Here is a 19,723-nt window from a genome sequence, read left to right as displayed (position 1 = left end):
GGTCGGCGGTCCCCCGCGGGATACGTGGGACGATGCGCGTGCCGGCCGAAGGAGAAGAGGGGACAGGCGTGTTCTGGTTCTTGATCGCCACCATGGTCGTCGTGATCGCCGGGGTGACCCTCGCGGTGCTCAGCACCGGGGACGGGTACGGCGCCCCGGTCACGGGCGGGCTCGCCGAGGCGGTGCCCGACCGGCTGCACGACCCGCTGCCGGCCGACCGGCCGGTCGGCCCGGCGGACGTGGTGCGCGTCCGGCTGCCGGTCGCGGTGCGCGGTTACCGCATGGCCGAGGTGGACGAGGTGCTCGACCGGCTCGCGGCGGAACTGGCCGAGCGCGACGCGCGGATCGCCGATCTTGAGGACGCCCTCGCGGCTGCCGGGGAGGAGCCGGGGGACGGGCCGGCGGAGCGGGCGGACGGCCCGGAGCCCGATCCGGTGCGCGGGCCCGCCGGATTCGACGACGACGGCGGGGTGTGAGCGTCCCGGCCGTGAACCGGTCCGGAATCGCCGAACACGGTGTGAAATGAAGCACTCCGCCCGGCGCGCGGCGCCCTGCCGCGAAGGAATGCGAAACCGCCTCGCGCGGGAAACCGGGCCGGCTCGGGAAACCGCTCCGCCGTTTCCGCATTCCGTGATCCGGCGCTCCGCCGGCCGCTCCCCGTGCCCGCCGGTGCGTGCGGGGAGCGCCGCGCGACTCTCCCCGGCAATCCCGCGCGCGGGTCGGTGAGATGGCCGCCGGCGGCCCCGCGCACCGCTCCGAACAGCACTTCCGCGCGCCCGGCATTCCGCGCTCCGGTACCGGGTGAACGATTCGGCGTGAGCGCGGCGGGACTCTCGGTCACTTCCCTGCGGCCCCACTTCCCGGGCCGCTTCCCGGCGCGCCGCAACGACCGGACGTATCGCGGGCAATCCCCGAATTGAGTGGTTTTGCGCGTGCGCGTTGCCGAAGGGATACCGCCCGATGTTGGTCAGCGGCGTGTTCCATGCGGGATAATGACATGGAGCAATGTGTTCGACGCCGGTGCCCCATGGGTTACCCGCCCTCGGGACGCCGGTGGAGATGGGCTGGTTCAGGAAGGGGAACGAGCATGGCGGCCATGAAGCCGCGGACGGGCGATGGTCCGCTTGAGGTGACCAAGGAGGGGCGGGGCATCATCATGCGCGTTCCGCTCGAAGGCGGTGGCCGACTCGTCGTGGAGCTGACCCCGGACGAAGCGGTTGCCCTGGACGAGGCACTCAAGAAGGTCACGGGCTGAGCCACCGGCGTTCCATCGCGGTCCGATTTCGGCGCTGCCCCGGCCCAGGCCGGGGCAGCGCCGTCTTCGCGCCGGGAGGGGTGATCGCGTGCCCTCAGCGGCGCGTGGCGCACAGCAGGCCGTCGCCGACCGGGAGCAGCGCCGGAAGCAGTTCGTCGCTCTCCCGCACGGCGCGCAGCAGTTCGCGCAGCACGCGCACCTCGGTCGGCTGCGCGGCCGAGTCCACCGTCCGGCCGCCGGCGAAGACCCCGGCGAAGCACAGCAGGCCGCCGGGCCGCAGAAGCCGCAACGATTCTGCGAGGCACTCCAGCGACTCCAGCCGGTCGCCGTCGCAGAACACCAGGTCGTAGCCGCCGTCCGCCAGGCGCGGCAGGACGTCGAGCGCGTGCCCGGGGATGAAGCGCGCCCGGTTCGCGGCGAACCCGGCGAAGCGGAACGCCTGTCGCGCGAACTGCTGGCGCTCCGGCTCGATGTCCACCGTCGTCAGCACACCGTCGGCGCGCATGCCGTGCAGCAGGTACAGGCCGGAGACGCCGGTGCCGGTCCCGATCTCGGCCACCGAACGGGCGCCCGCCGCGGAGGCCAGCAGGCGCAGGGCGTCGCCGGTGCCGGGGGAGACGGCGCGCACCCCGGCCTCCCGCGCCCGTTCGCGGGCCCAGCGCAGCGCGGTTCCGCCGGCGCTGTCGTCGTCCGGTGTGCCGTACGCCTCGGCGAACGCCCAGCTCGTCAGCCGGTTGCCGGTAATGGCCGTCTCCTGTCCCCGTTCCTCACGGGCCTTGACTGTAGCGACTTCGGACGGGAACAGGACGCGCGGACCGCTCGTTGGATCATCGACGGCGCGCGCCCCCGGCCGGGGGCCGCGGACATGGACGGATTCTTATCCGGAGCTGACGGGGGAGGTGGCTATCGTGGGGACTCCACTGGACACCACCAGAGCCGACAGGGGAGGTGCGGCCACCGCGTCCACGGGCAGAGGAGTCTTCCGACGTCTTCTGCGGACGTCCGGCGGGCCGAATTCCGTGACAGACACCGCTGACGCCGACCGGGCGCACACCACCGCCGACCGCACCGACGGCACCACCACCGCCGTCGCCACGTTCGGCACGGGCGGCTCCGACGGCACCGGCTGGGCACCGCCGAGCTGGGAAGAGATCGTCAGCACCCACAGCACGCGGGTCTACCGCCTGGCCTACCGCCTCACCGGCAACCAGCACGACGCCGAGGACCTGACCCAGGAGGTCTTCGTCCGCGTCTTCCGGTCACTGTCCACCTACACGCCCGGCACCTTCGAGGGCTGGCTGCACCGCATCACGACCAACCTCTTCCTCGACTCGGTGCGCCGCAAGCAGCGCATCCGCTTCGACGCGCTGGGGGAGGACGCCGCCGAGCGGCTGGCCAGCCGCGAGCCCACGCCCCAGCAGGAGTTCAACGACCGGCACCTCGACGCCGACATCCAGCAGGCGCTGGACACCCTCGCGCCGGACTTCCGCGCCGCCGTCGTGCTGTGCGACATCGAGGGCCTGAGCTACGAGGAGATCGCCACCACGCTCGGCGTGAAGCTCGGCACGGTCCGCAGCCGCATCCACCGGGGCAGGTCCCACCTCCGCAAGGCGCTGCGGCACCGCTCGCCGCGCGGACGGTCGGCCGCCGTGACCGGTGCGGGGGACACGTCCGTCCTCGCGGGGGCGCCCGGCCCGATGGAAGGCGGGGCGGTGTGAGCAGTGCCCCCCCGCCGGACGCGGCGGACCACCACCTCGGGGACCGGCTCGCCGCCCTCGTGGACGGCGAGCTGTCCCACGACAGCCGTGACCGTGTCCTCGCGCACCTCGCCACCTGTCCGGGCTGCAAGGCCGAGGCCGACGCGCAGCGCGCCCTGAAGGACGTCTTCCGCAGCACCCCGCCGCCCGCCCCGTCGGCGGGCCTGCTGGCGCGTCTGCAGGCGCTGCCGGCCACCGACCCGGCCGACCCGCCCGACGACCCCGGCCGGCCGGGGCAGGGTTTCCGGCTCGACCTGCTGCCCGGCGGACGCGGCGGTGAGTCGCTGCTCGCCCCGCCGTCCCTCGGCGCCGAGCGCGGCTTCCGGGTCCACGAGCCGGCCGCCGCACGGGGCGGCCGGGGCCACCGTCTGGTGTTCGCGGCCGCGGGCGCGGTGTCCCTCGCCGCCTTCGCCATCGGCGGCGCGATCGGCGGGTTCGGCGGCACCGGCACGAGCGCGGGCGGCGGCACCGTCGCGGCCGGCAGCGGCCCCACCACGGCCTTCCGCACGGTGGGCGGCGCCAGGTCCGAGGAGGCGGACCGCACCGGCCGTCCCTCCGCCGGGTCGACCCTGTCCGTCGCCGCTCCGTACGCGCCCGCGGCGCCGAGCGGCCGGCTCGTCCCCCTTTCTCCGCTCCTCTCGCTCGGGCCCCTCGCGGTCCCGACGACGGCCGGTCCGCAGCCCGGGCCGACCGACGCCCCGCGGCCCTCCGCGGGCGCGGACGCCGCCCCGAGCGCGACGGGCGGCGGGGAGGCCGTGAGCCCCCGCTGACCCCCGGCGGCTGACCTGGTTCAATGCACGGGATCGACCGCACGACCGGCAACCGGACGGACCGGACACGAGGGACACCGCCATGGACGAGGGACAGAGCGCTTCCGGCCACCGGGCCGCACCCCGGCGCGATCCGGGGTCGGCGCCCCCGGACTCCCCGCCCGGCGCGGCCGGGGGAGCGGCGCCGGAGGAGGAGCGCCCGGGCCACGACCCGTACGGAACGCCTCCCTACGGCCAGCCGGGCCCGTGGGCGCCCGCGCCGCCGGTGCAGCTCCCGCAGCCGACCCCGCCGGCCGGCACCCGCGTCGGCGCGGCGGTCACCCCGCCGGCCGGCACCCATGTCGGCGCGCCGCCGCAGGGGCCGCCGCCCGCCGGGCCGGCCGTCTCCGCGCCGCCCGCGCCGTCCCGCTACGACCCGTGGGCGCCCCGCGACCTGACACCCGCCGCCGGTACGCCGGTGCCGCCCGAGGCCGCCGACCCGGCCCCGCGTGCCGGTGCCCGGCGCCTCGTCCTCGGCGCGCTCGTCCTCGCGCTCGTGGCGGGGATCGTCGGCGGCACGGTCGGCGTCTACCTGGAACGCCACGGCGCCTTCAGCGAGGTCACGCTGTCGCAGACCGGGGGCGACGACGATCCGCCGGAGCCCGGCACCATCGCCGGCATCGCGCGGGCCGTCCTGCCCTCCGTGGTCACCCTGCACGTCTCCGGGGGCACGACCGGGGCCACCGGCACCGGCTTCGTCCTCGACGACCGGGGCCACATCCTGACCAACGCCCATGTCGTCCGCCCCGCGGGCGAGGGCGGCGTGATAGAGGTCACCTTCGCCGGCGGCGAGTCCGCGCGGGCCGAGATCGTCGGCCAGGACGCCGGCTACGACCTGGCCGTCGTCAAGGTGACCGGCGTCTCCGGGCTCACCCCCGTCGAGCTGGGCGACTCGGACACCGTGCGGGTCGGCGACCCGGTCGTCGCCATCGGCGCCCCGTTCGACCTGGCGGGGACCGTCACCTCCGGAATCATCAGCGCCACCGAACGCCCGATCACGGCCGGCGGCGAGGAGGCGGACGGCTCCGACATCAGCTACGTCAACGCCCTCCAGACCGACGCCCCCATCAACCCGGGCAACTCCGGCGGCCCCCTGGTCGACGCCGACGGCCGTGTCATCGGCGTCAACAGCGCCATCCGCACCGGCGACAGCGGCCTCGGCACCGAGCAGTCCGGCAGCGTCGGCCTCGGTTTCGCGATCCCCGTCAACCAGGCCAAGGACGTCGCCGAGCAGCTCATCAACACGGGCCGCGCCACCCACCCCGTGATCGGGGTGTTCCTCGACACCGGCTGGCTCGGGGACGGCGCCCGCGTCGGCACCTCCGACGGCGGCCCCGCCGTGGAGCCCGGCGGCCCGGCCGACGAGGCGGGCCTGGAGGACGGCGACGTCATCACCGCCGTGGACGGGGAGACCGTCCGCAGCGGCGACGAGCTGATCGTGAAGGTCCGCAGCCACCGCCCGGGTGACGAGCTGGTCCTCACCGTCGAACGGGACGGCGAGGAGCTGTCCCTCACGGTCACGCTCGGTGAGGCGACGGGCGAGCAGTGAGACGGCGCCCGGCATCGTTTACCCGCTCGTGGGGCGGGGGCCCTCCCGCCGCCGCGCGGCGGCGGGTACCGTTTTGTGACGACCGCGATGCGCGAGGGAGCTGACAGGTGTTCTTCGATATTGGGTCCCTGGAGTTCATCGTGCTCCTGGTCCTGGCGATCCTCGTCTTCGGGCCGGAGAAGCTGCCGAAGATGATCCAGGAGGCCGCCGCCTTCCTGCGGAAGATCCGCGAGTTCTCCGACAGCGCCAAGCGGGACATCCGCAATGAGCTGGGACCGGACTTCAAGGACTTCGATTTCGAGGACCTCAACCCGAAGACGTTCGCGCGCAAGCACCTCCTCGACAACGACGACCTGGGCCTCAAGGAGCTGGGCAGCAGCCTCGACATGCGCAAGGAGCTGTCCGACGTCGCCGACGCGGTGAACGGCCGCCCGGCCCGGCCCCCGATCGCCGGGCAGCCGGGCGCCGGCACGCGCGCGGGCGGCCCGGTCAGCTTCACCAAGAGCGGCGACACCGCCGCCGCCCCGCCGCCGCGGACGGCCGGCGAGCAGGCCCCGTTCGACGCCGACGCCACCTGAGTGGAATAGATCCTCTTCGGGCGCATATGACACCACCCGGTCTCCCCGCATGCCCGTCAGCTCCGGGCCGGATGGCTATCCTCCCTATGTCCGGGGTGTGCCCAGGACACGGGATGAGGAGGCGTCGCGTTACATGGAGACGACCAGTCGGGCAGAGCCGCAGGACGCCAGGGGCGGCGGCGAGGGTTCCGGGGGGCACGGCACGGCGCAGGGTGTTCCGGGGGCGCGGCGCGCGGTGGAGGGCTACCTCATGGCCCAGTTCCCCTGGTACGGGCTGGACGAGGCGTTCACCGGGCCGCGCTGGCTCATGCAGGTCGGCATGGCCGCGGACGGCGCGGTCGAGCACGGTTCCACCGGCCACGGGGACGAGCCGTCCCTGCGCGGCGAGCTGGGCGGCGAGGCGGACCAGCGGTTCGCCGTCGTCGTGACGGTCGCCTCCCGGCCGGTACGGCGCAGCCCCGACGGCAACGGCATGCTGGAGGCCACGTCGGTGTCATCCGCCGCCTGGCTCGCCGGCTCCGGCCTGCTGTCGTGCACCTGGCCCGCCCAGATGGAGCGCTCCCTGCGCCAGGACTGGCTGGAGCAGCAGACCGCCATCGCGTGGGAGCTGGCCGACGACCTCGACGGCGGCGGCTGGACCACCCTGTCGCTCCCGGTCGACGGCCTGCCGACCGACTTCCTCTACCGCGAGTCCGAGTACGGCTGGGTGCTGGCCGGCGCCGCGCCGAACGGCGTCCACATCGGCGCCTACGGACGCGGCATGAGCGCCTACGGCCTCGGGTTCGCCGTGGTCAAGGACATCGAGGGCTACGCGGAGCGCACCCTCGCCCCCTGACGCGACCGGCGCCGCCGGCCCCGCCGGTCAGAACTTCCCGCGCGGTGTCAGCCCCAGCGACATGCCCGCGAGGCCGCGCTGCCGCCCGCCGAGCGACGAGGCGATGCGCCGCAGCGCCGCGGCGGCGGGCGCCTCGGGATCGGCCAGCACCACGGGCGTGCCGTCGTCCCCGCCCTCCCGCAGCCGCACGTCGATCGGGATGGAGCCGAGGACCGGCACCTCGGCGCCGGTGGCGCGGGTGAGCCCGTCGGCGACACGCTGCCCGCCGCCGGTGCCGAACACATCGACCATCTCGCCGCAGTGGGGGCAGGGGAGGCCCGCCATGTTCTCCACGACGCCGACGATCTTCTGGTGCGTCTGGACGGCGATCGACCCGGCCCGCTCGGCGACCTCGGCCGCCGCCTGCTGGGGCGTCGTGACGACGAGGATCTCCGCGCCCGGGACGAGCTGGGCGACGGAGATCGCGATGTCGCCGGTACCGGGCGGCAGGTCGAGCAGCAGCACGTCGAGGTCGCCCCAGTACACGTCCGCGAGGAACTGCTGGAGCGCCCGGTGCAGCATCGGGCCGCGCCACACGACCGGCGCGTTGCCCGGCGTGAACATGCCGATCGAGATGACCTTCACCCCGTGCGCCGACGGAGGCATGATCATGTTCTCCACCTGGGTGGGCCGGGCCTCCGTGCCCAGCATGCGCGGGACGGAGTGGCCGTAGATGTCGGCGTCCACGACGCCCACCTTCTGGCCCTCGGCCGCGAGGGCCGCCGCCAGGTTGACCGTGACGGAACTCTTGCCGACGCCGCCCTTGCCGGACGCCACCGCGTAGACCCGGGTGAGGGACCCCGGCTTGGCGAACGGGATCTCCCGCTCCGCCTGGCCACCGCGCAGCGTCGTCGCCAGGTTCTTGCGCTGCTCGTCGCTCATCACGTCGAGATCCACCCGGACGGCCGTCACCCCCGGCAGGCCGCCGACCGCCGCCGTGACGTCCGAGACGATCGAGTCGCGCATCGGGCAGCCCTGGATCGTCAGATACACCCCCACGGTGACCGTGCCGTCCGGGGCGATGTCCACCGACTTCACCATGCCGAGATCGGTGATGGGCCGGTGGATCTCCGGGTCGTTCACCCGCTGGAGCGCGGCGCGCACCGCGTCTTCGCCGACGAGGGAGGTATCGGTAGCCATGCCCCCGATGGTACGGCGGCCGGAACACCCCCCGGGCACGGCCCGTTCGGGGCAGCCCGGCGTTGCCGGTACGCTGCCGGTCACCTGTCCGCGCCCCGACGAGAGGCAGCCGCCGTGACCCCTCGCGTCCCGCTCACCGCGCCGGTCCGACGCGCGGTCCCCGCCCTCGGTGTGGCGCTGCTCGCCGTGCTCCTGGCCGGGTGCGGCGACGATCCGGACGCCGGGACCAACGGCGTCGGCGAGCTGCCGGCCGAGGAGATCGAGGAGCGGGCGCGCGACGCCGCGGCCGCCGCGTCGTCCGTCCGGCTGACCGGCACCGTCATCAGCGACGGCCACAGCTACGAGCTGGACGTGCGGCTCGCCGAGGACGGCGCGATGGGCGAGGTCACCTCGGACCAGGGCGATTTCGAGCTGCTGCGGGTCGGCGACGACCTGTACCTGACGGCGGACCGCGCGTTCTGGGAGAGCGGCGCCGTGCCGGAGGAGCTGGAGACGGACCCGGCGGAGAAGCTGGACGGCATGTACGTGCTGGTCGCCCCCGAGGACCCGGCGTACGCGCGGCTGAGCGGCTTCACGGAGATGGACCCGCTGCTGGACGTGCTGCTCGCGCTGGACGGCGAGCGTGAGACCGGGGACCGCGCCGAGGTCGGCGGCGTCCGGACGATCGGGGTGACGGCGGACGGCGGCGAGGGCGGCTCCATGGACGTGGCGCTGACCGGGGAGCCGTACCCCCTGCGGTTCCGGCGCGGCGGCTCGGCCGGCGAGGTGATGCTGCGGGAGTGGAACGACCCGGTCGAGCTCACGGCCCCGGCGGAGGACCGGGTCGTGGACTACGGCGACGCCATCCTGACCGAGGACGGCGAGGGCGAGGACGACGAGTAGCGGGCGCGGCCCGTCAGCGCCGCCGCCGGCGCCGCACCGGCAGCCCGCTCGGCACGGGGGTGCGCGTCAGCGCGGGCGACGGGCGGGGCGGGGCCGCCTGCGGGCCGTCCGGCATCGCGCCCGGGCGCTGCTCGGGCGCCCCGGCCGGGGCAAGCCGCAGCACCCGGCAGGACGTGCGCCAGCGGGCGGCCGTGGCGTCGGCGGAGTCGCGGCCGTTCAGCCGTTTGCCGGCCAGCTCGGCGACGGCGGCGCTCCAGGCGTCGCCGCCGGGCTCCGGCTCCGTCACCTCGGCGGGCCACACGACCAGCCGGCCGCCCTTGTCCTTGCTGCGGCACGTGACGGTGGCCCGGGCGCCGGCGGCGAGGCCGAGGCCGTCGAGCGGCTGCTCGTCCGGGCCGCCCACGATCCAGACCGCGCCGTCGTGCCACACGTGCCACAGGGCGCGCGCCGGGGCGTCCGCCGGGCCGCGCACCCACACCAGCGCCGACTTCCGCGCCGCCTCCTCGACGAGCGCGCGGTCCAGCGCGGACGTCACGCGGACAGCCCGAGGGCGCTCATCCGCTTCGTGTGCGCCTCGGTGATCCGGGAGAACATGCGGCCGATCTCCGCCAGGTCGAAGCCGTCCGCGACCCCGCCGACCAGCATCGTCGACAGCGCGTCGCGGTCCGCGACCACCCGCTGCGCCTGGGACAGCGCCTCGCCCATCAGGCGGCGCGCCCACAGCGCGAGCCGGCCGCCCACCCGCGGGTCGGCCTCGATCGCCGCGCGGACCTTCTCGACGGCGAACGACGCGTGGCCGGTGTCGTCGAGGACCCGCAGGACGAGGGAGCGCGTGTCGGAGTCCAGGCGGGACGCCACCTCGCGGTAGAAGTCGGCGGCGATCGCGTCGCCCACATACGCCTTGACCAGGCCCTCGAGCCAGTCGGACGGCGCCGTCATGCGGTGGAACCCGTCGAGGGCGGCGGCGAACGGCTCCATCGCCGTCGTCGGGTCCTCGTCGATGGCGCGCAACCGTTCCGTCAGCTGTTCGAAGTGGTGGAGTTCGGCGGCAGCCATCCGGGCCAGGGCCGCCTTGTCCCCGAGCGAGGGGGCCAGCTTCGCGTCCTCGGCGAGCCGCTCGAACGCGGACAGCTCACCGTGGGCGAGCGCCCCCAGGAGGTCCACGACGGCCGCGCGGTAGCGGGGGTCCGCAGCCGCCGCGTCCCAGTCCTGGGCGGCGATCCCCGTGGGTTCCGGCACGTCCGACGGGGTCTGGGACGGCACCCCTGGCGTGGCCTGGTCTGCGGATGTCTGGGACGTCTCCATGGCAGTGCACAATAGCCGCCGCGGGGTGTCCCGCACCCGTCCGGGACGACGGGGGACGAAAGCCCCCGACGTCTCGCCCTGCCGCGCGCGCACTGTTCCGGGGTACAGTGCTAAGCAGACCCGCCGTGTACGCGGCGGATCGCCCATCCCCCTGCTGGAGTCCCGGGGCCGCCGGAAGACGCGACACCCGGGGACCCTCGCGGATGCCCGGTCGGTGGCCCGATCGGCTCCGACTGACCAGCCCTCCGAGCGGTCCGTGCACCCGCACGGCCCGTGGCCGAGGGACCCGCTCGCGCGGTGCGTGCGCTTGAGCGAGACGACCGGGTCCCGCGCCGGCCGGCCGGCCCTGGTGGCCCGCCGGACCACGGCGCGGTGGACAAGACCCGCCTCGCCACCGTGTGCCGCGTCACACAAGAAGAGGCAACGACCCTGTCCGCTACCACCACCTTCCGCGATCTCGGGATCCTGCCCGAGACCGCCGAGGCCCTCGAGGCCGTCGGTATCACCACCCCGTTCCCGATCCAGGAGATGACGCTGCCGGTCGCCCTCGCCGGGACCGACGTCATCGGCCAGGCGAAGACCGGCACCGGCAAGACGCTCGGGTTCGGCCTGCCGCTGCTCGAAGCCGTCACCGTCCCGGCCGACGTCGAGGCGGGCCGCGCCCGCCCCGAGCAGCTCACGGACGCCCCGCAGGCCCTCGTCGTCGTCCCGACGCGCGAGCTGTGCCAGCAGGTGACCAACGACCTGCTGACCGCCGGCAAGGTGCGCGACGTCCGCGTCCTGTCCATCTACGGCGGCCGCGCCTACGAGCCGCAGGTCGAGGCCCTCGCCCGGGGCGTCGACGTGGTCGTGGGCACGCCGGGCCGCCTCCTCGACCTGGCCGGCCAGCGCAAGCTGCGGCTTTCCGAGGTGCGGTGCCTGGTCCTGGACGAGGCCGACGAGATGCTCGACCTCGGCTTCCTGCCGGACGTCGAGAAGATCATGGAGCAGTTGCCGGCGAAGCGGCAGACCATGCTGTTCTCGGCCACCATGCCCGGCCAGGTCATCGGCCTCGCCCGCCGGTACATGAACCAGCCCACCCACATCAGCGCCACGGAGCCCGACGACGAGGGCGCCACCGTGGCCAACATCACACAGCACGTCCTGCGCGCCCACTCGATGGACAAGCCGGAGATGGTCGCCCGCATCCTCCAGGCCGAGGGCCGGGGCCTCGCGATGATCTTCTGCCGCACCAAGCGCACCGCCGCCGACGTGTCGGAGCAGTTGACGCGCCGCGGTTTCGCCGCGGCCGCCGTCCACGGCGACCTGGGCCAGGGCGCGCGGGAGCAGGCGCTGCGCGCGTTCCGCAACGGCAAGGTGGACGTCCTCGTCTGCACGGACGTCGCCGCGCGCGGCATCGACGTCGACGGCGTCACCCACGTGATCAACTACCAGACGCCCGAGGAGGAGAAGACGTACCTCCACCGCATCGGGCGCACCGGCCGCGCCGGCGCCACCGGGACGGCCGTCACCCTCGTCGACTGGGACGACATCCCGCGCTGGCAGCTGATCAACAAGGCGCTCGGCCTCGACTTCCCCGACCCGGTCGAGACGTACTCCACCTCCCCGCACCTCTTCGAGCTGCTGAGCATCCCCGAGGGCACCAAGGGCACCCTGCCGCGCGCCGAGCGGACCCGGGCCGGCCTGGACGCCGAGGAGGTCGAGGACCTGGGCGGTCCCGCCGGCCGGCGGCGGCGCGGCGGCGGCCGCACCGAAGCGGCCGAGCCGAAGGAGCGCGCCCCCCGCACGCCGCGCCAGCGGCGCCGTACGCGCGGTGGCGTGGCCCTGGACGCCGCGGACGAGCCGGCCGCGACCGGACCGGCCGCCGCTTCCGCCCCTGCCGCCGCTTCCGCCGATGGTGAGCAGTCCGCCGCCCCCCGTACGCCGCGCCGGCGCCGCCGGCGGCGTCCCGGCAGCGGGACGAACGCCGCCGCCCCCGCGGCCGGGGACTGACCGCCGCACGGCCCCACCGGCGCCGCGGCGCGCCGGTGGCCCCGCGCCCCTGCCGCGTGACGGTCCCGCGGCGCCCTGACCTCCCGGTACGCCGGGCCGGGGCGGCTAGGGTCTGTCCGGCGGACAGACCCTATGGTCTGTCGTACGGGGAGCGCGAGGGTCGTGAGGGAAGGTCGTAGGTGAGCAAGCCGCCGTTCTGTGTGCCGCCGGCCGGGGTGCGGGCGTACCGCCTGACCACGAGGCGCGGCGGGTTCGCCGTGCTGGAGTCCGTCCCGGCGGGCGAGCCGGTCGGGACGGCCCTGCTGGTGCCCGGGTACACCGGCAGCAAGGAGGACTTCATCGCCCTGCTGCTGCCGCTCGCCGCGGCCGGCTACCGGGTCGTCGCCGTGGACGGGCGCGGCCAGTACGAGACGGTCGGCGGGCGCGCACGGTCCGCCTACGGGCTCGGCGCGCTGGCCGAGGACGTCCTCGCACAGGCCGACGCGCTGCACGCGGGGGCCGTCCACCTGGTGGGGCACTCGCTCGGCGGGCTGATCGCGCGGGGCGCGGTGCTGCGGGCGGTGGCCGCGCGGCGGACGCCCGCGCCGTTCGCCTCGCTGACGCTCGTCGCGTCGGGGCCGGGACGGGTGGCGCCGTTGCAGCGCCTGAAGCTGCGGATGCTGGCCGTCAGTCTGCCGGTGCTCGGCGCCGGTCTCGTCTGGCGGATGCTGCACCCGCGCGCGGACGCGGGCGAGGTGGCGGACTTCATGCGCCGCCGCTGGCTCGCCAACACGCCGGCCCAGCTCCTGGCGACGGGGCGGACGCTGCTGCGGGAACCGGACAGGGTGGCCCACCTCGCGGAGGCGGGGCTGCCGGTGCACGTCGTGTCGGGGGAGCGGGACGCCGCCTGGCCGGTGCCGTCCCTTGATCGCATGGCGCGGGAACTGCGCGCGCACCGCACCATCATTCCGGACGCGGGCCACTCGCCGAACGCCGAACAGCCCGCCGCGACGGCCGCCGCGCTCGCCGGCTTCTGGTCGCAGCGGCGTTTCGCGTAGCGCGACGAGGGTCTGCTCGTGCCCCGGAACGGCCGGTGCCGTCCCTGGACCGCATGGCGCGGGAACTGCGCGCGCACCGCACCACCGTCCCTCGCCGGACCGCCCGGGGTGCGGGGTGAGGCCGGGAGCGGACCGGTATCTGGGGCGCCGCTCGGGCGGTGCCGTATCCGGTCCGCGTGTTGCGGGAACCGCGCGCGACGCCACCGTTCCGCATGCCGGCCACTTGCCGGACGGCCTGTCGTGACGACGGGCAGCGGTGGATCGCCCAGCACGACCGCCGGTCGGCCCGGCTCGCTGTGCCGCCCCTCGACCGGACGCCTGTCGGCGCCGTCAGGACTCGCGCGCCAGTGAACCGGTCACGGGCCGGTGCCGCCCTGGCCGGGAGGTGAGGGGACCGGTCCGGCGGGCCGCGGGCAGCCGGTGGTGCGTTCGGCGCTCTCCTCGGTGATCAGGCGTGCGGCGGCCGGAATGTCCACGTTCGGTCGGGCAGCCGCCCCACGAGCCAGGAGAAGCCGTCGCGGGTCCGGAGCGAACCGCTGGTACGCAGTACCGGCGCCCCGCGTACGGCCGGTGGATCGGCGGGCACCGGCTGCTTCGTCCTGTGGGGCTGGGGATGGCGTTCCGTGCTGCTGGTGGACGTGCCGATCGCCGCCGTGCGGGGCACAGCCGACCTGTTCCCCTGCCGCGCGCCCCGCCGTCGCGGAGAACCGCAGGGACCGCACCGGTCGCCGTGGGCGTCAGAGCGCCGTCGCGGTGATCGGGACCGCGCCGGTCGCGCGCGCGACCAGGGCCTCGAAGACCTCGGGGGTCGTCGTCTCGTCGCCGAGCCGGCAGGACTTGCGGCTGCCGTGGTAGTCGCTCGACCCGGTCGTCAGCAGCCCGAGGTCGCCCGCGAGGCCCGCCAGCCGCAGCCGGGTGTCCCGGTCGTGGTCCATGTGGTCCACCTCGATGCCGTCGAGACCCGCCGCCGCGAGGCGCGCGATCGTGCTCTCCGGCACGACCCGGCCCCGCTTCACCGCCGCCGGGTGCGCGAACACGGCGACGCCGCCGGCCCCGTGGATCAGCCGGACCGCCGTGAACGGGTCGAGTTCGTGCTTCGCCACGTACGCGCGCCCGCCGTCCGCGAGCCACTCGGAGGTGAACGCGTCCGAGACCGTGGCGACCACCCCCGCCTCCACCATCGCCTGCGCGATGTGCGGGCGGCCGACGGCACCCTCGGCGAGTGCCCGGACCCGCTCCCAGGTGACGGGAACGCCCAGCTCCCGCAGCCGCGCGACGATGGCCCGCGCCCGCGGCACCCGGTCGTCGCGCAACAGGTCCCGTTCCCGGGCGAACGCCGGTTCCTCGGGGTCGAAGAGGTACGCCAGCATGTGGAGGCTCACCCCGTCCACCGAGCAGGAGATCTCCGCGCCCGGCACCAGCGTCAGCCCCGGCGGCAGCGCCGCGGCGGCGGCCGCGTGGCCGGCGACCGTGTCGTGGTCGGTGAGGGCCACCACGTCGAGGCCGACGGCGGCCGCGGCGCCGATCAGCGCCGCGGGCGCGTCGGTGCCGTCGGACGCCGTCGAGTGGGCGTGGAGGTCGATGCGCACGGGGGCAAGGCTACGGCAGCCCCGGGGAGCCGGGCGCCGTGAGGCGGGGCGACAGCGCCCCGCACGGCACGAGGTCGAGCTCCGCGCCCACCTCCCGCAGATCGGCCAGCACCAGGTCCTCCTGGAGCAGCGGTCCGCACAGCTCGGGCCACACGACGACCCACAGCCACAGGCCCGCCGCCTCACCGGCGAACACCGCCCGGTCGGCCGGTGCGCCCGGCACGGGCCACAGCGGCGCCGGGTGACCGGCCGCCAGGACCTTGCTCTCCGGCGGCCCCGCGCTCTCCAGGCCGGGACCGGGGTCGGGCCCCGGGACGCCCCCGTACCGGGCGCCGAGCCCGACACCGGGCTCCTCGGCCACCAGGACCAGCTCGCCCGGGCCGCCGAGCGGTCCCGGGCCGGAACAGGCCACCACCGTGGCCCGGCCGCCCGTCCGGTCGTCACCGGCGCACGCGGCCCCGGTGAACAGCCATCCCACGGGCAGCGGCCACGGCATCCAGACGGGGACCCGGCTCCGGTTCACCACCGCCGTCAGCGCGTTGACGCTGGGCGGCACGACCGGCTGGACCGGATGCACCGAACCGTGTGCCGCGCACTGCCAGGAGTCGGCGAAGAGGCCGGGCGCCCGCACCCGTCCGCCGCACTTCGGGCAACTGGGTTCGCCCCTCATGGGGAACAACAGTCCCTTCCACCCATCGGTCCGTCAAGGCTGCTATCCGCTCAGGGGTACCCCGGGACGGCCGGGATCACGCGGGTCGGTGCCCGCGGCGCGCCAGCGATCCAGCAGCGCGGCGGCGCCCCGCGCGCGTTTCCACGCCGCCTCGTGCGGTGTCATCGGCAGCAGCGGGAGGAAGCGCACCGGGTCGAGCGGTGGGGGAAGCACCAGGTCGGGGACGTCGCCGCCGGCCTCGCCCACCAGCACGGAGGTGAACGGGGCGCCGAGCCACAGCGGTTCGCCGAGGTCGAGGGAGCCGCCCGGAGCCACCACGACACCCTCCACCACGGGGGACGCCGCGAACACGGCCAGCGGTCGCAGCACTCCGTCGGTCCCGGCCCGCCCCTCCCGCAGGGTGAGCAGCAGCTCGGCACGCGGTCCGCGCACCGGGTCGGCGCGGACGGCCGTCGGGTCGGCCATGGGCGCCGCCGCCATGCCGACCGTCGCGTACCGGACGGTCCCGGCCTCCCGGAACCGCAGCACCTCGATCCGCTCCGTCCCGAGGAAGGTGACGGCGGCACGGGCGTCCGGCTCGCCGAACGCGGCCCGCAACCGCTCCTCCACCAGCGCCGGGACGGACGCATCGGCGCTCACGGCGCGCGCTCCGCCCGGACGACGAGGAGCAGCCCGGCGAGGACGGCGGCCAGCGCCGGATACGCGGCGGCCGGCGGGAACTGGCCGAGCCACAGCGCCGCGCACAGCGCGGCCCCCGGCGTCTCCAGCAGCAGCGCCGTCGAGGTGACGGACGGCCCGAGGCCGGATATGACGCGGTTGAGCAGCGAGTGGCCGAGGAACTGCGCGACGACGGTGAGCGCGAGCAGCTTCGCCCAGGTCTCCGCGCTGTAGCCGCCGCCGAGGGAGGCACCGGTCGTCAGGCAGGCGGCGAGCAGCAGCCCGGCGGCGGCGCCGTAGCAGATGAAGGTGTAGTGGACGGTGCTCGTGGTGCGCCGGACCTCCGAGCCCAGGAGGATGTACACCGCGCCGGCGATGCCACCGCCCAGGGCGAGCGCGTCCCCGGCGAGGGCCGAGCCGGACGCCGACAGATCCACCCCCGTGAGCAGCAGCACACCGCCGAACGCCACCAGGGTCCCGAGCCACACCCGCGCCGGAGGACGGCGGCCCAGGAGCCGCAGCAGCACCGTCGTCCACAGCGGCGTCGTCGTGACGAGCGCCACGGACGACGCGACGGAGGTGAGCCGCAGACTCGGCAGCCACAGCCCGAAGTGGGCGGCGAGCGCGGCCCCGGAGGCACAGGACAGCAGCGCCGCCCTGCGGCCGATCCCGGCCGGTCCGGATCGCGACCGGCGCAGGAGGACGGCGGGCGCGAGGCAGGCGGCGGCGAACGCGTTGCGCCAGAAGGCGATGGCGAGGGCGGGGGCCGCCGTCGCGGCGATGAGCGGACCCGAGGCCGAGATCCCCGCGACCGCGACGGCGAGCAGCGCCGCGTCCCACCGGACGGCGGACACCGCGCGCGGCACGGCCGCCGGCCGGACCACGGCCTCCGGACGGGACACCGTCCGCTCCACCCCCTGCGCGGCCACCGGCCACCCCCCTCCTGCGTCACGCCCCGTCCTCCCCGGGTTCGTCCTCCAGCCTAGGCCGCCCCACCGACACCCGCCCCGGAACGGCGGACCGGCCGCCTCCCGCCCGGTCGGGGGCGGAGGGCGGCCGGTCTCGGCACGTCAGTGGGGAACCGCGGCCACGGCGCGGTCCGCCGGCGTCACCCGGCTCCGAAGCCCACCCGGCGGGCCGTCGGCCGGCCCAGCTCGACGTAGGCGACCCGGTCGGCGGGGACCAGGACCCTGCGGCCGTTCACATCGGTCAGCGTGAGCAGCTTCGACGCACCGGAGAGGGCGTCCGAGACCCGGCTCTCCACCTCCTCGGCAGACTGCCCGCTCTCGAGAACGATCTCGCGCGGCGTGTGCTGAACGCCGATCTTGATCTCCACGGCTTGTCCCTCCACTGATCCATTGGCTGGTCACAGGTTATCCGCGCCCGCGGCACCCCCGTCGCCGCCCTGCCACGCCCAGAGCGAACAGGGCCCGGGGGCGCGCCCGTGGTCAGTGCTGCTGCATCGGGAAGCCGGCGATGCCGCGCCAGGCGAGGGACGCCGTCAGGTTCTTCGCCACCTCGCGGGGGATCGCGCGGTCCGAGCCCAGCCAGTGCCGCGCCGTCACCTGCGCCATCCCGCACAGGCTCACCGCGAGCAGCATCGCCTGCTCGCCGGGCAGGTCGGCGTCCTCCGAGATCAGCGGGCTCACCAGCTTCGCGCAGTCCAGGGCGACCTGGTCCACGCGCTCGCGCACGGCCGGCTCGTTCGTCAGGTCCGACTCGAAGACCAGCCGGAACGCGCCGCCCTCGTGCTCGACGTAGTCGAAGTAGGCGTCCATCGTCGCGGCGATCCGCTGCTTGTTGTCGTGCGTGGAGTCGAGCGCCTCGCGCACCGCCTGCACCAGCGCCTCGCAGTGCTGGTCCAGCAGGGCGAGGTACAGCTCCAGCTTGCCGGGGAAGTGCTGGTACAGCACCGGCTTGCTGACGCCGGCCCGGTCGGCGATGTCGTCCATGGCCGCCGCGTGGTACCCCTGGGCGACGAAGACCTCCTGGGCCGCGCCCAGGAGCTGCGCGCGTCGTGCCCGGCGCGGCAGGCGGGTGCCGCGGGGGCGAGCCTCGGTCTGCTCGGTGGCGCTCACGCCGCCTCCCGGTGGTGTCTCGTTCGGTCCTGACGCACGGCGCGGGGCAGCGCGTCGAGCGTCATCGTACGTTCGTGTCGTCGCGCGGCGTGCATTCCTCATGGGGTGGTTTCACCCTGTGGACACCCGGCAGCCGTGCGTGCGCGGCCCGTCGCGGCCGCTCAGCGGTAGTCGTCGTCGCCCGGCTCGACCTCGCGGTCCTGCTCGGCCGCGTCCGCCGGGTCGGCCTCCAGGGGGCGCCGCGCGCCCGGCGGGGTGTCGACCGGCCGCAGCAGTTCGCGGCGCTGCTCGGCGGCGTCGGCCTCCGGCGTGCCGTCGGCCGGGGCGTCGCCGTCCGCCGGGTACGGTTCTGCGGCGCGCCGCGCGTCGAGCGTCTCGTACGCCTCGGCCTCCTCGCCGCCCCGCGCCTCGGGCAGCAGCTCGTCGAGCGGTTCGCGTGCCTTGTCCTGGTCGTCCTGGTCCGCCATCCCAGTCACCTCCGGAACCGGTGGGTAACCCCAGCCTAGGGGCGCGGCGGGGCGGGCGCGAACCGTGGGAGGGCCTGCGGGGCGGCTCGTAGTATGGCGCCCATGCCAAGCACCGAAGAGCAGCGGGTCGAGGCCGCCCTCGCCGCGGCGGAGGGCTGGCCCGGGGTGCGGGACGGGGAGACGCTGCGGACCGTGGAGCTGCCGGGGGCGAAGGTCGCCGTGCGCCGCAGGGCCGCCGGGCGGGACGGCCTGGAGCCGGCCCTGTTCGTCCACGGGCTCGGCGGGTCCTCCCGCAACTGGTCCGCCCTGATGGCCCTGGTCCGGGACGACGTGGAGTGCGAGGCGCTCGACCTGCCCGGGTTCGGGGCGTCGCCCCCGCCCGCCGACGGCGACTACTCGGTGTACGGCCACGCGCGGGCCGTCGTCCGTGTCGTCGAGGGCTCCGGCCGGGGACCCGTCCACCTCGTGGGGAACTCCCTCGGCGGCGCCGTCGTCACGCGGGTCGCCGCGCTCCGCCCCGACCTCGTGAGGTCCCTCACGCTCATCTCCCCGGCCCTGCCCGAACTGCCGCCCCAGCGCACGGCCCTCCCCACCGGGCTCCTCGGGCTCCCCGGGATCACCTCGCTCGTCCGCCGCCTCACCCGGGACGTCACTCCGGGGCAGCGCGCCCGCGAGGTCCTGCGCCTGTGCTACGGCAACCCGGAGCTGATCACGCCCGAGGAGCACGCCGCCGCCGAGGCCGAGCAGGAACGCCGCCAGGCGCTGCCGTACTTCTGGGATTCCCTCGGGCGCAGCGCGCGTGGCATCGTGAACGCGTACACCCTCGGCGGCCAGCAGTCCCTGTGGCGGCAGGCCGAGCGCGTCCTCGCACCCACCCTGCTCGTCTACGGCGTCCGCGACCGGCTCGTCTCCGCGCGGATGGCGAGGCGCGCGAGCCGGGCATTCGGGTGCTCCCGGCTGGTCGTCCTTCCGGAAGCCGGACATGTGGCGATGATGGAATACCCGGCCGTCGTGGCCGGGGCGTTCCGGGAGTTTCTCGCCCAGGGTGCCGAGACCACTGTCGTCACGGAGGGCTGAGGAAGCC

General features: G+C 75.5%; 21 protein-coding genes and 1 pseudogene. 11 read left to right on the top strand and 11 right to left on the bottom strand.

Annotated features, from left to right (window positions below; genetic code table 11):
* Nucleotides 1–68: 68 nt before the first annotated feature.
* Nucleotides 69–476: a DivIVA domain-containing protein gene (locus EMA09_RS09915; protein WP_129840702.1), complete on the top strand. Its 408-nt coding sequence runs from the start codon at nucleotides 69–71 to the stop codon at nucleotides 474–476.
* Between the two features lie 611 nt (nucleotides 477–1,087).
* Complete coding sequence (locus tag EMA09_RS09910) at nucleotides 1,088–1,255, top strand: DUF3117 domain-containing protein (RefSeq protein ID WP_129840701.1); 168 nt, start codon at nucleotides 1,088–1,090, stop codon at nucleotides 1,253–1,255.
* 94 nt (nucleotides 1,256–1,349) lie between these two features.
* On the opposite strand, the gene EMA09_RS09905 is transcribed toward EMA09_RS09910, so the two are convergent.
* Entirely contained in the window at nucleotides 1,350–2,060 is a 711-nt protein-coding gene (locus EMA09_RS09905; RefSeq protein WP_129840700.1) for an O-methyltransferase, read from the bottom strand.
* Between the two features lie 100 nt (nucleotides 2,061–2,160).
* Between EMA09_RS09905 and sigE the strand changes: the two genes are divergently transcribed.
* The 5 genes from sigE to EMA09_RS09880 all read left to right on the top strand — a co-directional run bounded on the left by sigE (nucleotide 2,161) and on the right by EMA09_RS09880 (nucleotide 6,783).
* Nucleotides 2,161–2,973, top strand: coding sequence for an RNA polymerase sigma factor SigE (sigE, locus tag EMA09_RS09900; RefSeq protein WP_129843945.1), 813 nt, complete (start codon nucleotides 2,161–2,163; stop codon nucleotides 2,971–2,973).
* The gene (locus tag EMA09_RS09895) at nucleotides 2,970–3,782 is read left to right on the top strand and encodes a zf-HC2 domain-containing protein (protein WP_129840699.1); all 813 of its coding nucleotides are present in this window, start codon (nucleotides 2,970–2,972) and stop codon (nucleotides 3,780–3,782) included. Before sigE ends, EMA09_RS09895 begins: the two co-directional genes overlap by 4 nt.
* 82 nt (nucleotides 3,783–3,864) lie before the next feature.
* A complete protein-coding gene (locus EMA09_RS09890) occupies nucleotides 3,865–5,370 on the top strand; it encodes a trypsin-like peptidase domain-containing protein (protein ID WP_129840698.1) in 1,506 nt (501 codons plus the stop codon).
* 107 nt (nucleotides 5,371–5,477) lie between these two features.
* Entirely contained in the window at nucleotides 5,478–5,948 is a 471-nt protein-coding gene (locus EMA09_RS09885; protein ID WP_129840697.1) for a sec-independent translocase, read from the top strand.
* A 133-nt stretch (nucleotides 5,949–6,081) separates the two neighbouring features.
* On the top strand, nucleotides 6,082–6,783 hold the full coding sequence (locus tag EMA09_RS09880) for a hypothetical protein (protein ID WP_129840696.1): 702 nt from the start codon (nucleotides 6,082–6,084) through the stop codon (nucleotides 6,781–6,783).
* 27 nt (nucleotides 6,784–6,810) lie between these two features.
* Here EMA09_RS09880 and EMA09_RS09875 read toward each other — a convergent pair whose 3' ends face one another.
* Complete coding sequence (locus EMA09_RS09875; protein WP_129840695.1) at nucleotides 6,811–7,962, bottom strand: Mrp/NBP35 family ATP-binding protein; 1,152 nt, start codon at nucleotides 7,960–7,962, stop codon at nucleotides 6,811–6,813.
* A gap of 114 nt (nucleotides 7,963–8,076) precedes the next feature.
* On the opposite strand from EMA09_RS09875, the gene EMA09_RS09870 reads away from it, so the two are divergent.
* Complete coding sequence (locus EMA09_RS09870) at nucleotides 8,077–8,844, top strand: hypothetical protein (protein ID WP_129840694.1); 768 nt, start codon at nucleotides 8,077–8,079, stop codon at nucleotides 8,842–8,844.
* A 13-nt stretch (nucleotides 8,845–8,857) separates the two neighbouring features.
* Here the strand turns inward: EMA09_RS09870 and EMA09_RS09865 are convergent, their stop codons facing one another.
* Both EMA09_RS09865 and EMA09_RS09860 read right to left on the bottom strand, forming a co-directional pair.
* On the bottom strand, nucleotides 8,858–9,379 hold the full coding sequence (locus EMA09_RS09865) for a hypothetical protein (RefSeq protein ID WP_129840693.1): 522 nt from the start codon (nucleotides 9,377–9,379) through the stop codon (nucleotides 8,858–8,860).
* A complete protein-coding gene (locus tag EMA09_RS09860; protein WP_129840692.1) occupies nucleotides 9,376–10,149 on the bottom strand; it encodes a ferritin-like fold-containing protein in 774 nt (257 codons plus the stop codon). The genes EMA09_RS09865 and EMA09_RS09860 overlap by 4 nt, the downstream gene beginning before the upstream one ends.
* A gap of 396 nt (nucleotides 10,150–10,545) precedes the next feature.
* Between EMA09_RS09860 and EMA09_RS09855 the strand changes: the two are divergent.
* Together EMA09_RS09855 and EMA09_RS09850 are read left to right on the top strand one after the other, a co-directional pair.
* Nucleotides 10,546–12,105 (top strand): annotated as a pseudogene (locus tag EMA09_RS09855) (DEAD/DEAH box helicase); the annotation flags it as partial.
* Nucleotides 12,106–12,320: 215 nt separating this feature from the next.
* Nucleotides 12,321–13,178, top strand: a complete 858-nt coding sequence (locus tag EMA09_RS09850; RefSeq protein WP_129840690.1) for an alpha/beta hydrolase — start codon at nucleotides 12,321–12,323, stop codon at nucleotides 13,176–13,178.
* A gap of 737 nt (nucleotides 13,179–13,915) precedes the next feature.
* Here EMA09_RS09850 and EMA09_RS09845 read toward each other — a convergent pair.
* The 7 genes from EMA09_RS09845 to EMA09_RS09815 form a co-directional block, all read right to left on the bottom strand.
* On the bottom strand, nucleotides 13,916–14,767 hold the full coding sequence (locus EMA09_RS09845) for a PHP domain-containing protein (RefSeq protein ID WP_129840689.1): 852 nt from the start codon (nucleotides 14,765–14,767) through the stop codon (nucleotides 13,916–13,918).
* 10 nt (nucleotides 14,768–14,777) lie between these two features.
* Nucleotides 14,778–15,437 (bottom strand): DUF6758 family protein, encoded by a 660-nt coding sequence (locus tag EMA09_RS09840; protein WP_129840688.1) that lies wholly within the window; start codon nucleotides 15,435–15,437, stop codon nucleotides 14,778–14,780.
* Nucleotides 15,438–15,479: 42 nt separating this feature from the next.
* Nucleotides 15,480–16,076: a suppressor of fused domain protein gene (locus EMA09_RS09835; RefSeq protein WP_240796331.1), complete on the bottom strand. Its 597-nt coding sequence runs from the start codon at nucleotides 16,074–16,076 to the stop codon at nucleotides 15,480–15,482.
* Nucleotides 16,073–16,978 (bottom strand): DMT family transporter, encoded by a 906-nt coding sequence (locus EMA09_RS09830; protein ID WP_240796647.1) that lies wholly within the window; start codon nucleotides 16,976–16,978, stop codon nucleotides 16,073–16,075. Before EMA09_RS09830 ends, EMA09_RS09835 begins: the two co-directional genes overlap by 4 nt.
* Before the next feature lie 224 nt (nucleotides 16,979–17,202).
* Nucleotides 17,203–17,430, bottom strand: coding sequence for a DUF3107 domain-containing protein (locus EMA09_RS09825; RefSeq protein WP_129840687.1), 228 nt, complete (start codon nucleotides 17,428–17,430; stop codon nucleotides 17,203–17,205).
* A 112-nt stretch (nucleotides 17,431–17,542) separates the two neighbouring features.
* Complete coding sequence (locus EMA09_RS09820) at nucleotides 17,543–18,172, bottom strand: TetR/AcrR family transcriptional regulator (RefSeq protein WP_168220685.1); 630 nt, start codon at nucleotides 18,170–18,172, stop codon at nucleotides 17,543–17,545.
* Nucleotides 18,173–18,333: 161 nt separating this feature from the next.
* The gene (locus EMA09_RS09815) at nucleotides 18,334–18,639 is read right to left on the bottom strand and encodes a hypothetical protein (RefSeq protein WP_129840685.1); all 306 of its coding nucleotides are present in this window, start codon (nucleotides 18,637–18,639) and stop codon (nucleotides 18,334–18,336) included.
* 102 nt (nucleotides 18,640–18,741) lie between these two features.
* On the opposite strand from EMA09_RS09815, the gene EMA09_RS09810 reads away from it, so the two are divergent.
* Entirely contained in the window at nucleotides 18,742–19,716 is a 975-nt protein-coding gene (locus EMA09_RS09810) for an alpha/beta hydrolase (protein ID WP_129840684.1), read from the top strand.
* Nucleotides 19,717–19,723: the final 7 nt, after the last annotated feature.

Origin of the sequence: Streptomyces sp. RFCAC02 (assembly GCF_004193175.1) — a bacterium.
Classification (GTDB): domain Bacteria; phylum Actinomycetota; class Actinomycetes; order Streptomycetales; family Streptomycetaceae; genus Streptomyces.
This window is presented reverse-complemented; position numbering and strand designations above follow the sequence as displayed.

Bases quoted from the DNA above. Each gene is read 5' to 3' on its own strand.
- EMA09_RS09910 (WP_129840701.1), top strand. From the start codon at position 1,088: ATGGCGGCCATGAAGCCGCGGACGGGCGATGGTCCGCTTGAGGTGACC.
- EMA09_RS09890 (WP_129840698.1), top strand. From the start codon at position 3,865: ATGGACGAGGGACAGAGCGCTTCCGGCCACCGGGCCGCACCCCGGCGC.
- EMA09_RS09880 (WP_129840696.1), top strand. From the start codon at position 6,082: ATGGAGACGACCAGTCGGGCAGAGCCGCAGGACGCCAGGGGCGGCGGC.
- EMA09_RS09875 (WP_129840695.1), bottom strand. From the start codon at position 7,962: ATGGCTACCGATACCTCCCTCGTCGGCGAAGACGCGGTGCGCGCCGCG.
- EMA09_RS09860 (WP_129840692.1), bottom strand. From the start codon at position 10,149: ATGGAGACGTCCCAGACATCCGCAGACCAGGCCACGCCAGGGGTGCCG.
- EMA09_RS09840 (WP_129840688.1), bottom strand. From the start codon at position 15,437: ATGAGGGGCGAACCCAGTTGCCCGAAGTGCGGCGGACGGGTGCGGGCG.
- EMA09_RS09815 (WP_129840685.1), bottom strand. From the start codon at position 18,639: ATGGCGGACCAGGACGACCAGGACAAGGCACGCGAACCGCTCGACGAG.
- EMA09_RS09810 (WP_129840684.1), top strand. From the start codon at position 18,742: ATGCCAAGCACCGAAGAGCAGCGGGTCGAGGCCGCCCTCGCCGCGGCG.